This window comes from Binatus sp. (SeqCode) (genome assembly GCF_036522015.1).
Lineage (GTDB): Bacteria > Desulfobacterota > Binatia > Binatales > Binataceae > Binatus.
The window spans coordinates 1-13,237 of record NZ_DATDGQ010000249.1 but is presented as its reverse complement, the minus strand read 5'-3'; the positions used below and the strand labels follow the sequence as shown (position 1 = coordinate 13,237).

Annotated in this window: 14 protein-coding genes; 7 read left to right on the top strand and 7 right to left on the bottom strand. The window is 61.0% G+C overall.

From position 1 onward, the window contains the following. From VIW95_RS10710 to VIW95_RS10700, 3 genes are all read right to left on the bottom strand, one after another. Positions 1–860, bottom strand: an 860-nt coding sequence (locus tag VIW95_RS10710) for a serine/threonine-protein kinase (RefSeq protein ID WP_331586244.1), incomplete at its 3' end; no start/stop codon positions are given. A 74-nt stretch (positions 861–934) separates the two neighbouring features. Further along, a complete protein-coding gene (locus tag VIW95_RS10705; protein WP_331586242.1) occupies positions 935–1,597 on the bottom strand; it encodes an FHA domain-containing protein in 663 nt (220 codons plus the stop codon). 58 nt (positions 1,598–1,655) lie between these two features. After that, entirely contained in the window at positions 1,656–2,966 is a 1,311-nt protein-coding gene (locus tag VIW95_RS10700) for a vWA domain-containing protein (RefSeq protein ID WP_331586240.1), read from the bottom strand. Between the two features lie 179 nt (positions 2,967–3,145). Between VIW95_RS10700 and VIW95_RS10695 the strand changes: the two genes are divergently transcribed. The 5 genes from VIW95_RS10695 (at position 3,146) to VIW95_RS10675 (ending at position 7,723) form a co-directional block, all read left to right on the top strand. Further along, positions 3,146–3,529 (top strand): VOC family protein, encoded by a 384-nt coding sequence (locus VIW95_RS10695; RefSeq protein WP_331586238.1) that lies wholly within the window; start codon positions 3,146–3,148, stop codon positions 3,527–3,529. 263 nt (positions 3,530–3,792) lie between these two features. Next, a complete protein-coding gene (locus VIW95_RS10690; RefSeq protein WP_331586236.1) occupies positions 3,793–4,962 on the top strand; it encodes a thiolase family protein in 1,170 nt (389 codons plus the stop codon). A 102-nt stretch (positions 4,963–5,064) separates the two neighbouring features. Then, on the top strand, positions 5,065–5,481 hold the full coding sequence (locus VIW95_RS10685) for a Zn-ribbon domain-containing OB-fold protein (RefSeq protein ID WP_331586234.1): 417 nt from the start codon (positions 5,065–5,067) through the stop codon (positions 5,479–5,481). A gap of 37 nt (positions 5,482–5,518) precedes the next feature. Then, on the top strand, positions 5,519–6,697 hold the full coding sequence (locus tag VIW95_RS10680) for a PAS domain S-box protein (RefSeq protein WP_331586232.1): 1,179 nt from the start codon (positions 5,519–5,521) through the stop codon (positions 6,695–6,697). A 225-nt stretch (positions 6,698–6,922) separates the two neighbouring features. Next, entirely contained in the window at positions 6,923–7,723 is an 801-nt protein-coding gene (locus VIW95_RS10675; RefSeq protein WP_331586230.1) for a nucleoside phosphorylase, read from the top strand. Between the two features lie 7 nt (positions 7,724–7,730). Here the strand turns inward: VIW95_RS10675 and VIW95_RS10670 are convergent, their stop codons facing one another. After that, positions 7,731–8,948, bottom strand: a complete 1,218-nt coding sequence (locus tag VIW95_RS10670; RefSeq protein WP_331586228.1) for a lactonase family protein — start codon at positions 8,946–8,948, stop codon at positions 7,731–7,733. A 207-nt stretch (positions 8,949–9,155) separates the two neighbouring features. On the opposite strand from VIW95_RS10670, the gene VIW95_RS10665 reads away from it, so the two are divergent. Together VIW95_RS10665 and VIW95_RS10660 are read left to right on the top strand one after the other, a co-directional pair. Further along, the gene (locus VIW95_RS10665) at positions 9,156–9,602 is read left to right on the top strand and encodes a GNAT family N-acetyltransferase (RefSeq protein ID WP_331586226.1); all 447 of its coding nucleotides are present in this window, start codon (positions 9,156–9,158) and stop codon (positions 9,600–9,602) included. Between the two features lie 33 nt (positions 9,603–9,635). Continuing rightward, positions 9,636–10,616, top strand: a complete 981-nt coding sequence (locus VIW95_RS10660) for a cyclase family protein (RefSeq protein WP_331586224.1) — start codon at positions 9,636–9,638, stop codon at positions 10,614–10,616. An 80-nt stretch (positions 10,617–10,696) separates the two neighbouring features. Here the strand turns inward: VIW95_RS10660 and VIW95_RS10655 are convergent, their stop codons facing one another. The 3 genes from VIW95_RS10655 to VIW95_RS10645 form a co-directional block, all read right to left on the bottom strand. Beyond that, the gene (locus VIW95_RS10655; protein ID WP_331586222.1) at positions 10,697–11,314 is read right to left on the bottom strand and encodes a pyroglutamyl-peptidase I; all 618 of its coding nucleotides are present in this window, start codon (positions 11,312–11,314) and stop codon (positions 10,697–10,699) included. Between the two features lie 200 nt (positions 11,315–11,514). Then, on the bottom strand, positions 11,515–12,336 hold the full coding sequence (locus VIW95_RS10650) for a sulfurtransferase (protein WP_331586220.1): 822 nt from the start codon (positions 12,334–12,336) through the stop codon (positions 11,515–11,517). Between the two features lie 185 nt (positions 12,337–12,521). After that, positions 12,522–13,073 carry a hypothetical protein gene (locus VIW95_RS10645; protein ID WP_331586218.1) on the bottom strand — a complete coding sequence of 184 codons (552 nt, stop codon included), beginning with the start codon at positions 13,071–13,073 and terminating at the stop codon, positions 12,522–12,524. Positions 13,074–13,237: the final 164 nt, after the last annotated feature.

Here is a 13,237-nt window from a genome sequence, read left to right as displayed (position 1 = left end):
GTGCCTGCCACTCCCAAACTTCCACTCAATTGCCCCGAGCGGTTCTCGGGCGGCGGCTCGGGCAGCGCGCGCTTCATCTCTTTGGCCGAGGCCGGCCGTTTGGTCACGTCCTGTTCGAGCGCGCGCATGATTGCGTCCGCGGTCTTCGTCGAGACTTCAGGCGCGAGCGAGCGCAGGGGAGGGAAGCTGAACGGCGGCTCGAGCTGAGGATCGCGCCCGGTCAGCAGATGATGCATGGTGGCGGCGAGCGAATATAAATCCGAGCGCGGCTCGACCTTGCCCATGTACTGCTCGGGCGGCGCGTAGCCGACCGAACCAATCTGCGTACCGCGTCCACCGGGCGGCAGGAAACGCGCGATACCGAAATCGATCAGCATCGCGCGGCCGTCCTTGTCGATCATGATATTGCCGGGCTTCAGGTCGCGATAGATTATCGGCGGCTTCTGCGCGTGCAGGAAAGTGAGCACGTCGAGCATCTGCCGCGCCCATCGCAGTACCCGATCCTCGGCTACTTTGCCCTTGGGCCCCAGCTGGTCGAGCACCGCCTGCAAGTCGCCGCCCGAGACAAATTCCATCACCAGGTATTGCCGCGAGTTCTCTGCGAAGTGATCGATCAGCGTGGGAATTCCCGGATGCGACAAACGCGCGAGCACGTTGGCCTCGCGCGTGAAATCCTCGATCGCTTTTTTCTCCTGGATTCCGTCGCCGACGATCATCTCCTTGACTGCCACCGGCCGGTTCGCCAGGCGCGTGTCGTTGGACAGGTACACACGGCCCATCCCGCCGACGCCGAGCACCTTCTTCACGCGGTAACGACCGTCGAGAAGATGGCCCTCGGTGAGCTCCTCACCAGCATTCATGGCGATTGTCTGCGACCCTCCTCAACTTCCGCGCACGCGGCGAATTTCCGGGCGCGACTGGGAGGGATTGCGGCTCAAGAGATCGGTTCTACCACCAGCTTTAAAAATGTTTTTCCGATAATCACTTCGTCGCCCGACTTGATCTCGGCGGGACTTCCCGGCGAGAGCCGCGGCTGACGATTCACATAGGTGCCGTTGAGACTGCCGATGTCCTCGATCGTGATCTTGCCGCCCTCGATTCGAAGCAGCGCATGCTTGCGCGAGATTTTCGCTTCGGGATCGTCGGCGTCGAGATCCACTTCCGGAAACGATCCCGTCTCGGGATCCCAGCGGCCGATCAGGTTGTTGCCGTCTTCCAGCGGAAACTCCTGGCCCTTGCGACCGCCGCGAACTACAGACAGCTTCGCCTTGAAAGGCGCGCCGGCCGCTGCGGTGGTTGACGGCGCGCTCTCGGCCGCGGCCTCCGGTTTGATCTCACCCGTCGGCGCGTCCGACTTAGGAACTTCAGTAGTTGGCTCACCGTCAGGCTTCGCATCAGCGGCGAGAGCAGGAGTTGCTTTCCCGTCGATACTTTCGGCGGTCGGCTCCGGCGGCGTTTCAGTTTTGGTCTCCGTGGATGGAGCCGCGGCAGGAGCCCCGGCGGAACTGCCGGCGGCGGCCGCGAGCTTCGCGCCGCATCCGTCGCAGTAATCAAGTCCGTCCATGTTTTCGTAGCCGCATTCGCCGCATTTGATCATGGTCTGAGCCCTCGCAAGTGAGTTCGAAGTATCGGTTCCGTGCCGTTCATCAATTGAATCATTTTCCGTTTTTATTCTGGAATTCCTTCAACGCTTCCGGGTCGAGCATCTGGGTTTTGCGCACCACCGCCTGCGCCTGGAGCAGCGTGGTCTTCGCCGCCTTGGTCTGCAGCGTCTGCGTCTTCTTGATCTGATCGATCAAGCCCGACAGCGCCTGCGTCGCTTTGACGTTGCCCATCCGCTGCGTACCTTGCAGCGCGTTGCCGAGCAGGCGAGTCGCGCGATCGACGTTGCCCGCCTTCAGCTCCTCTTCCGCCTTTGCCTGCAGCTTGGCGATCGAAACCTGGTCCACCAGGTTCATCACTCGCCCGTTGCGTTTGCTGGTGAGCGTGCGATCGAGGGTGTAATCAACCGTCAGATCGCACTCGACGGTTTTTTCGCTGCCGCCCGGCACTTCATAATGGAAAGTGCTCTGCAAAATTCTGACCTGCCCGGGCTTGCGCGGCGGCAGCACCAGCGTCAGCAGTACCGAGCCGGGCACGCCGGCCTGCAGGTCGCCAATCTCGTAGCCGATTTTGCGGTCCTCGCCGACCAGCGGTGTGCCGAGGACGTAGATTTCCGGTGACGCGCGAAATGCCTCGCGCACCTGGACGCCCTGCGACAGCGTCACCTCGATTCGCCCGTTGCGCAGGCTCACCGAACGCAGTCCCTCGAGCTCGTCTTCGAAGATGCCGGGAATTTCGGCCGGGTCGCCGATGAAATGATATTTGCCGTTGGAGTCCTGCGCGAGCCGCTGCAGGAGTTTCTCGTTGAACTCGACGCCGACGCCCATCGTCGAGAAGGAAATCTCGCCGCGATTTTTCTCGACGAGATCGATACATGCCGTCTCTTCGTAAGTCTGGCCGTCGGTCAGCACCAGCACGCGATTGAGCCGGTCGGAGCTCAGATTTTTCTTGACCTCGTCGATCGCCGCACGCATTCCGAGCGCCATTTGCGTGCCGCCGCCGATCTCGAGCAAATCGATATCGTCGATCGCGCGCTTGACTGCTGACTTGTCGCGCGCCGCCTCGGGCGTGATCAGCACCTTGGCCTTGTCGGCGAACGCGACTATCGAGACTTTGTCGTCCGCGGTCAGGTTGTCAGCGAGAAATTTAACCGCCTCGGTGACGAATTCGAGGCGCCGCTCGTCGTACATCGAGCCCGATCGATCTATTACGACGCCAAGATTGAGCGGCAGACGGCTACCTCCACCCGCGCCACCTGCGCCACGGGCGACAGCCTCGAGCAGGACGTAGAGTACGAAGTTTTCCGCGCTGGAGAGCACATGCTCGCTGCTCGCCAGCGCCTCGAAGCTAAGCGGATCGGCCATTCGTCAATCTCCCGAGACTAATTGTAGATTTAAGCTGCGAGCCTTGGCAACCGACCAATTAGAATACGAACCGGACGCAAGTAAACCAAGCCCCTCACTAGCGATTCTGTAACTATTAGGACGTAGCCGGGGTTAATACCGATACAATTCGCTGAAGATTCCGCAAAGGAGCAATCCGCATGAGCAACGCCACCAAGCACATCCGCCACGGCGTCGGCAGCGTCCGCCCCTATCTGTACGGCCGCCTGGACATGCTGGAATTGGTAAAGCGGGCCTTCGGCGCAGTGGAATTGGAACACCTACCCGTTGGGAAGGGCGCCCACGTCGAGGCAAAAATCGGCGACTCGATGATCGTCATGGAAGTCAGCGACCCGCCTCATCCCGGCGGTATGCCAGCCTCCATCTATGTGTATATCGACGACGTGGACGCAGCCTACCAGCGCGCGCTGGCAGCAGGCGCAACGTCAGTCGCCGCGCCGGAAGACAAGCCTTACCGGGAACGCGCCGCCGGCGTGAAAGACTCCTTCGGCAACACCTGGTGGATAGCAACTTACACGGGGTGAGTTGTGCGGTAAGAATCGGAATCGCGCGCACGTGCGAAGAACCTAACCCCTAACCCCTTCCCGAGCGGGAAGGGGAACCGGATTTATATTACCGAGAGCAAAGTGGTGCGCTGCGGGCAACTTTGCGATTGATACTGGGTGCAGGGGTCACCCCTGCCGAAGGAAGCGTGAAACCCACCGCGGGTTTCACATTCGATTAAGTGATTTCCCCTTCCCCTCCGCGCTGGATGCCCTCCCCGAAAAAGCGTAAGAGAGTAAGCGCTATGTCTTTAAGAGCTAAATGCGCTATCGCCGGGCTCGGACAGACCCGGATGGGTAAAAACTTCGATCATGCCGGTCCGGTCGGCTTCGCTGCCGAGGCCGTCAATCTCGCGCTCGACGACGCCGGCCTCCAGCGCTCCGACCTCGACGGCTTGCTCGTCAACCCCGGTATCACCTGGTTCAACAATCCGATGGCATCGACGACACTGCAGAACGCGATGGGTATCCGCGACCTGCGCCTGACCGCGACGATGAACCTTGGCGGCGCGACTGCGGCCGCGATGATCATGCATGCCGCACAGGCGATCGACGCCGGCATGGCGGAGGTAGTCGCGTGCGTATTCGCCGACGCTCCCCTGCGTCCGCCGTCGCCGAACAAGGGCGAGGGGGGCGGCTCGGCCGCATCCTATGGATATGCCCAAGGCGTGAACGCGCACTACGGACTGTTCGGCGTCAACGCCCAGTATGCGTTCGTCGCCCAGCGCCACATGTACAAATACGGGACCACCAACGATCATCTCGGCGCCGTCGCCGTGTCCGAGCGCGATTGGGCCAACCTGAATCCTGCCGCCCAGTTTCACGACGCTCCGATGACGCTTGCCGACTACCACGCCTCGCGATGGGTGGTTGAGCCGTTCCATTTGTACGATTGCTGCCTGGTTTCCAACGGCGGTCTGGCGGTTATCGTAACCTCCGCCGAGCGCGCGAAGACGTTGAAGCGCCCGCCCGTCTACATATTAGGTATGGGACAGGGGCATCCCGGCGGCGACCCGCTCGACACGCTGGTCTCCGGCGCTCCGATCGCCAAAGAAACCGCCTTCAAAATGGCAGGGATCAAGCTCGGCGACGTGAACTTTTGCGAGCTCTACGACTGCTATACTTTTACCGTGCTCGTGACCCTCGAAGACTACGGATTTTGCAAAAAAGGCGAGGGCGGCCCGTTCGTCGCGGACGGCACAATCGCCCCAGGTGGCGCGCTACCCGTCAACACGGGCGGCGGCCAGCTCAGCTCCTTTTATATGTGGGGGATGACTCCGGTGGCGGAAGCAATCGTGCAGATGCGGGGTGATGGAGGGCGGCGGCAAGTGCCAAAACACGACGTTGGACTCGTTTCCGGCAACGGCGGTATCCTAGCTACGCATTCGACCCTCGTGCTGGGGTCACAACCTTAACATTAGCCGCCAGTCGCGCTGTCACTTCCTTTGGTGTGATGTAGTGTCGTTTCAATCATTTTGACCCTCAGATCGTCTAACTTATATATAAGCAAAGCTGCGATGCCCGAAATCAGTAAACCCGTTCCAGCCGTCACGCCCGATATGCGCGCTTTTTTCGAAGGAGCGCGCGCCGGGCGCCTGATGGTCCAAAAATGCGACAGTTGCGGGACGCTGCGATTCCCCGCCCACGACCTCTGCTCGAAGTGCAATTCGACGGCCTCGAAGTGGATCCCCGTGAGCGGACGCGGGGAAGTGTTTAGCTTTAATATTATGCATCAGCTCTATCACCCGGGCTTCGCCAAAGAGGTGCCGTACGCGGTCGTGATGGTCGAGCTCGAAGAGGGATGCAAATTTGTGTCGAACCTGCTCGGCGTCAAGCCGCATGACATCAAATGCGGGATGCCGGTAGAGGTGACGTTCGAAAAACTCAACGATGACGTTTCGATGCCGAAATTCCGGCTTCGCGCCGCGAAATAATCCGGCTCGACTGAACGATCAGGATCAATAACCAACCATGGCTTCGCTCGACAAAAAATACTTCCAGCGACTCATCGAGAGCTCGCCGGATATCATAATTGCCGTCGATAAAAGCGGCACCGTGAACTATTACAACGACGGCGCGCGCACCAGCCTCGGCTACAGCTCTGAGGAGATCATCGGCGAAGGATGCACGCGCATCTACAAGTCGATCGACGAGGCGCGCCGCGTGATGAAGGCAATGCGCGAGTCGGCCGACAAGTGTCAAATTGCCAGCTTCGAGACCGCGTTCCGCAACAAGGCCGGCGAACTTATTCCGGTCATGATCACCGGCTCCCTCATCCACGACGACGAAGGCAAGGAAATCGGCTCGATCGGCTTCGCGCGCGATATCCGCCGCATGCGCCACGCGCAGCAGCTCGCGACCGCAGGCGAAATCGCGGTCAGCCTCGCGCACGAGATCAACAATCCGCTCGAATCGATCACCAACAACCTCGAACTACTCTCGCAAAGCCTCGAGACGCATCTCTCCGAATCCGAAAAAGTCGTCGAGAACGAACGCCTCGACTCGATTCGTACTTCCCTCGAACGCGTGCAGGCTATCGTCCGCCGCCTCGACGAGATGACCCGCAAGGGCGAGTATGAGACGCGCGACTACCTCGCGGGCAAGCGGATGGCGGACCTGGCGCCGCGCGACGATGCCAAGGTCCATACGCGGCCGCGTGACGCGCCGCATACGGATCAATCCCCGCTGGCGGGGATGTCGGTGCTGGTGCTCGATGACGATACGGCGGTCGTCAATTCGATGGCCGACCTGCTGCGCGCCGAAAAATGCATCGTGCACTGCGCCACGCGTCCGTCGGCCGCATTTGGAATCCTGCGCAACGTCAGGCTCGACGCGATCATTTCCGACGTCGTGATGCCCGAGATGGACGGCTACGACTTTTACCTCAAGGTCAAGGAAGACATGCCGAAGCTGCCGGTCATCCTGATGACGGCGTACTACTACGACAAAGATCACATCCTGAAGCGCTCGCGCCTGCGCGGCCTCGAAGGCGCGTTGTTCAAGAAACCGGTAAATCCCGGCAAACTGCGCGCGATGCTGTCGCAGCTGCGTCAAAAGGCGGCCACTGAAAAAGCCGAGACCAAAGCTTTAGCGATAGCCGCAAAGCCCGCCGCCGCAGAACCCGCTCCAAAGACAATCCCGCCGTCTTGATCCTCAATCGCCTCCCCCGTTCGTGGGCGGAGGCCGACGCGCGTCCGCGCGCGGCGGGTGGAGGACCTTGGTGTTCTAAATTTTGGTGGCAGTTCGCATGGCGTCGGAATGTGCGGCGAAACAGTCAATTGCCGCACAATTGTCCTCCACCCTAACCCTCCCCCACGAAGGGGGAGGGAATCGGAGACGGACTCGCTCGTATCGCTCTGCTAACTTCATTGCTTCATGAAATCGCGACGCCCTAAATCGCGCACCCCCAAGCGCCTGCCGACTCGCGCATTCCCCATCATCGAATACGATCCTTCGCCAGCCGCCATCATCGAGCCGCGCCGCGTGTACAAGCGCATCGACGCACCCAAACATTGCGTGCTCTGCTTTTTCCAGGACGTGATCGACGAGCTGGTCCGCAACGGCGCCCGCGTGATTCACGACGAACTTTGGGAGACCGGCAAGCATCCAGTATACGAGCTCGATTTCAACGGGCGGCGGCTCGCCGTGCTGCATCCGCGCGTCGGCGCTCCGGTCTCGGCGGCGATGCTCGAGCTGATGATCGCGCTCGGCTCGCGCAAGTTCGTCGCATGCGGCGGCGCGGGCGTGCTCGACTCGAAGATCGCGGTCGGCCATATCATCGTGCCGAACTCCGCGGTTCGCGACGAGGGCACCTCGTACCATTACATTCCGCCATCGCGCGAAGTCGCGCCGCATCCGCGCGCCCTTGCGGCAATCGAAAAGACGCTGCGCCGAAACGGGATGGAATATATCGTCGCGAAGACCTGGACCACCGACGGGATTCTGCGCGAGACGCGCGCCCGGATGCTCGCGCGCCGACGCGAAGGATGCCTCACGGTCGAGATGGAAGCGGCGGCGTTCTTTGCCGTCGCGCAGTTTCGCCGCGTCCAGTTCGGCCAGATTCTTTACGGCGGCGACGACTTAGGCGGCGATGACTGGGACCATCGCAACTGGAACCGTCATCAGATCCGCGAACGCCTGTTCACCCTCGCCGCCGAAGCCTGCCTCAGCATGTGATCGGCGGTCACTGCGCCAGCGTGATCCCGAACGGCCCGCTGCCGGTCTTAGCGGGATTCTCAGTCGCGACGGAGCCGACGAAACACGGAGGACCGGGGGCCCCGGAACACGTGGGATTAAGCGAGAACTGGCTTACTGTTCCAGTGCCTTGATTGGTGGTGTAGAGGAACGCGTTCTGCGGATCGACCACCAACCCGGTCGGCACATTCAAGTCGCCGTTTCCGAATTCGACCGGTATAGCCGGATTGCCCGGAGTCGTAAGCAGGAACGACCACATCGACGAGTTGCCCTGATTCGCAGTGAAAATAAAGTTGTTCGCGCTGATGGTGGAAAACCCAATTCCGAGCGGCAGGTTGCCCGTCGTGTTAGTCGGCTGTGTCGAACTGAACACCAACGCACCCGCGGTGGTTTGAATTATAGACAGCACCCCAGCATTTTGATCGGTGACGTAGATAAACGTGCCGGCAGGATCGATCGCAATAAAGCCTGGCGTGCCGCCTGAAGAGCCGAGATCGAAAACTGGCGATCCAATCGGGGTGAGCGCGCCGTTGGCGCCGACCGAGTACGAATAGACCAATCCGGCCGCGTGGTCCGCGACGTAAACGAACGCGCCGGTGGAATCGGCCGCAATCCCAAATGGGCTCGAGAGCCCCGTCACCTTACTGTTCTGCGTAAGCTGACCGGTGCTGCTGTTAACCGCGTAAGCCGTAATGGTTCCCTTGCTTGAGCCTGTCACCCACAGGAAAGTCCCAGCGGGGTTGATCGCGAGCTCGTCAGGTCCCGACGCGCTACCGTTGCTGATGGAAGGCGGCGAGAGCGGAGTCAACACGCCGCTGGTCGGATTAACCGAGAACTCGTAGATGTTGCCGTCGCTTTTATTGGCGACGTAGAGGAAGCCGCCGCTGGGTGCTGCGACGACACCTTTCGGCCCTTTTTTCGCGCCCGCCGTTACCTGGCCCTTAAGCTTGAGCACGCCGGTCGTCGTATCGCGCGTGAACGACGACACCATGCCGTCGTTGAAGTTGGTCACGAACGCGAGCGCGCCGGTGCCAGTCGTCGGAGTCGCGGTCGGGGTATGGGAACCGCCGCCACCGTGGACCTGCGGAAAGAGTCCGTTGTTGTTGTTACACGACACCATGTCGAGCGTCGCCGCGAGAATCACAACAGCGGGAATCAGCCGGATGATGTTCCTAAGCGCGATTCGACCCGGCGAAAACCGTCTCATTTCTTGCTGCGCAGCCATTCGATCCCCTTTCCGGCCAATCCGATCAAAAAAACAACAGCGAGTTAAATATCACAAATGATACGCAGCATCGAACCGTAAGGTTTCAGCACGGCACTCGCCTCTCCTTCAAGAAGGTGCAGGGATCAATTAAGTTCCACCTCCGCCGATCCTTGACAGCGCACCGCATTAGGACGGAAACCGAGATTGATGGCCATTTCGTTTCGACGCGCGACTGACGCCGACGCTGACGAAGTCGCGACAGTGTATATCGCTTCGCGGCGCGCGGCCGCTGCTTATCTGCCGACCGTCGGCACCGACGAGGAGATTCGCGCCTTCGTGATCCATCAGATGGTGCCGGAGCGCGAGACGTGGGTCGCCGAGGATAGTGGGCTAATCGTCGCAGTGCTGACGCTGCACGACGACGATGTCGATCAATTCTACGTTGCGCCCGGCGCGCAGCGCCGCGGCATCGGCGATGCGATGCTGGCGCACGCCAAGCAACTTCGCCCGGCGGGTCTTCACTTATGGGCGTTTCAGCGCAACGCTCCTGCGCGCCGTTTTTACGAGGCACGCGGCTTCGTCGCAAAGAAATTCACCGACGGCGCCACCAACATGGAGCGCGAAGCCGACGTGCTCTACGAATGGACGCCGTGAACGATCGCAATTTTCGCCAGAGGAGCTGATGCGATGGCAAGCAAAGTCGATCTCAACAAAGTTCCGCGCTTTTCCGAACTCCCGATCACGCCCGACAAGCCGAGAGAATCGTCGTGGGGCGTGTTTGGCGACGACGACGAGCTCGGATGCCTGAATTTCCTCACTCCCGAAGGCGTCATCGAAGCAGCGCGTCTGGTGCGCAAGGGCTCCGTCTTCCGGCTCGATACGAAAATCAATTACGCCAACCCGCCGCTGTTCGCGCGGCGTCCGGCCAAGCACAACATCATGAGCTTCGAGAGCTTCGGCCTGCTCGGCTTCGACGACTCGCTCGACAGCTACAACACGCAGGAGGGCAGCCAGTGGGACGGCCTCGCGCACGTCGGCAGCCCGCGCTACAAGGCGTTCTACAACGGCGTCAAGGCCAGCGAGATCAAGGACGGGCCGACCGGCCGGCTCAGCATCCACAAATGGGCCAACAAGTTTGTCGGGCGCGCCGTGCTGCTCGACGCCTTCCGCTACCGCATCTCGCACCGCCGCACGATCAATCCGCTCAAATCGGAAAAGTACAGCCTCGACGATTTGAAAGAGACTGCCGTCGCGCAAGGCGTCGAGCTGAAGCCGGGCACGATTCTGCTGATTCGCACGGGCTGGATGCAGGCCTATCTCGCCGCGTCGAATGACGAAAAAGCGGCGATGGCGCCGCTCGAAGGCCTCAAGGCTTGCGGCGTCGAGGACAGCAGCGCGATGGTCGAATGGTTCTGGGATCATCGCGTGGCGGCGGTCGGCACCGATTGTCCCGCCGTCGAGCCGTGGCCGTGGGATTTCAAGAACGAGGGCGCACTGCACTACCGCACGCTGTGCCTGCTCGGCCTGCCGATCGGCGAGCAGTTCAATCTCGAGGAGCTCGCCGCGGACTGCGCCGCCGACAAGCGCTACGAATGCATGCTGGTGTCAGTCCCGATGAACCTGGAGGGCGGAATCGCATCACCCCCAAACGCAGTCGCGATCAAGTAGGACGAAATTTATTTCGTCGATTCTCTATTTGTTTTGATGGGGATGACGGAATAAATTCCGTCCTACTATCGCTCTCGCTCTCACCGCACGGAGCGTGCGGTCTCGACGATCGCAATTCGCACTGCATTCTCCATCATCTTAAGTGCCATGCTGGGCAAGGTCCGATGACGCCCCGCCTGGCGCGCCTCATACGGCAGATGGATGAACCCCACCGGGACGCCGGGTTTGCGCCGCAGCTGATGCAACGCCGCATACATCAGCGCGTTGCATGCGTACGCGCCGGCGGTCAGCGACACGCTCGCGGGAATTTCCTTGCGATCGAGCTCGCGGATGATCGCGCGCAACGGTAGTCGCGAGAAGTACGCGTCGGGGCCGCCGCGAACGACTCGCGTGAATCCCGGGTCGCCGCTTTTGGCGAGCGCACCACGCTCGTCGGCGAGATTGATCGCGATTCTTTCCAGCGAGATGGCCGGCCTGCCGCCTGCCTCGCCGAGTCCGATCACCGCGCGTGGCCGGTAGCGCACGATCGCGCCGGTAATCCGCCGCGCCGCCTTGGCGCATCCAACCGGCACGCGTACCGACTTTATCTGCAAGCCGCCAATCACGTCGCCATCGAAGCCGCGCGCAATTTCCCACGACGGATTGATTCGCTCGCCGCGAAACGGCTCGAACCCGGCGAGAATCAGAATCGGCGGCATCGACCAGCTTTCTTCTCGCGATTGTTCCCGCTCGCCGCCTCTTCCCCTCTCCCTGCAAGGGAGAGGATCGAATGTGAGGGTCCTTGTTCAGTGCGCGATTTCTTTCGCGCGCGACTCAAGATTCTGCCATCTGCGTGCGTCTCGCAAACACGGGGAACCTAACCCCTAACCCCTTCCCGCGCGGGAAGGGAAACAAGATTTTAAGAAACCGCTCCCTTGCGCCGCGGATGCTCTCTGGGCAGGTCGTCGCGATTGCCCCATTCTGCCCACGACCCGAGATAGTTTCGCACTTTCGGGTAGCCCGCGATTTTCAGCGCGAGATACGCGTGCGCGGCGCGATAGCCGCCCTGGCAGTACGGCACAATCTCATTGGCGGGATCGAGGCCCAGCGCTCCGAACTGCGCGCGCAGCTCCGACGATGATTTCACCGTTCCGTCTGCCGCTATCGCCGCCGTCCAGTCCTGATGGTACGAGCCCGGAATCGCGCCACCGTGTTTCGCGCGCACTCTTTCGCTGAAATATTCCTCATCGCTGCGAACATCGAAGATCTGCACCTCGGGACGCCCGAGGTGCTCGCGCAGATGCGCGTACGTCGCAAGAATCTCCGCGCGCGGATTGATCTGGAAATCCGTCGGCGCGAACTTCTCGACGCCCGCCGCCAGCATTTCTCCCGCCGCCGACTTGAGCCCGCCGTCAAGCATCCGCGCCCATGGATGCCCCGCGTATTCAAGCGCCCACTGGCCGCGCGCCGCGCGCATTCCCGATTCGTTCTCGTAGAATACGACGGTCTCGCGGCCGGTGATTCCAAGCGCCGAAAAAATCCATTGGAGCTGCGCGCCGAACTCCGCGATGCCGCGCTCGGACGTATCGGTGTGATGAAACGGGAAAGGATCGAAGTGCCGCGCGCCGCGCAGATGCCCCGCGTGAAAATCCTTCGCGGGTCGCGTGTCGATGAGGGTCAGCTCGGCATCGTCGCGATGCTCCCTGAGCCACTTCGCATCTACAATTTTTTCAGAATTCATTTCCTCAGAATTCATTTCCTCAGAATTCATTTCCTCGGCCTAAATGTCTATCCCGACCGCTTGACCAATAGAACGAAATCCATCGCGGCGGAGCAAGTCCGCAAGTCCCGATTTGATTTTTTCCACCACGCCCGGGCCTTCATAAATGAGCGCGCTGTGTAAGTAAGTCGCGTCCGGGGTCTCAGCTAATAGTAGAATGCGTGTTTTGCTTCATCGAAACGGGGGGTGGATCCCGCGCGTGGGGAAGCGACCTTTGCAAGTGGCTCCCCCACTTCTGCGCAATCCTGGTCGCTCAGATTGCCGGCGCTGAACTCCCCGGCAATCATGGTCAAGATGAAAAAGCTGCGCTCGGGCGATTGATCGTCGCCGAGCTTGAACATCGAAGCCGCGTTCTTCGCCGAGCCGACCGCGTTGTTTTGGTCCTTGGGCATTCCGTAAATCTGGAACACCTTGCAAAGCGATGCGATTCCGTCTTTGCGATCGTTGTCGGTGAGCGGACCTTCTGAACTTTGTGAAACCGCGCTCTGATTCGAAGCGCCGACGTTGCTCAGGACCCCGCGCATGAAGAAAAAAATCAGAAGCAAGACGACGACGCCCGCAGCGGCGCGTCCCCCTTTCTGGCCGGCGGATAGTTCGCCCCACGGAAGCAGCTCGATTCCGCCGCCCTTACTCTTGCCATCAATAGGCGGCGCGGACCAGGCCGGAGCCGGACGCACCTTGCTCTCAGGCTTGAACACTTTCGGGGGCGCCTGCTTTCTTATCTCGAGCGTTTGTATGGATAGCGGCGACGGTTCATCCGGTGGAATCGGCGACGGTGCTCCGGGCGGCTTCGCGAGCGCCTAATTTGCTCATCACCGCACGGCGGCCATTCCTGAACGGCCATAGGCCAATTCGAGCGAGG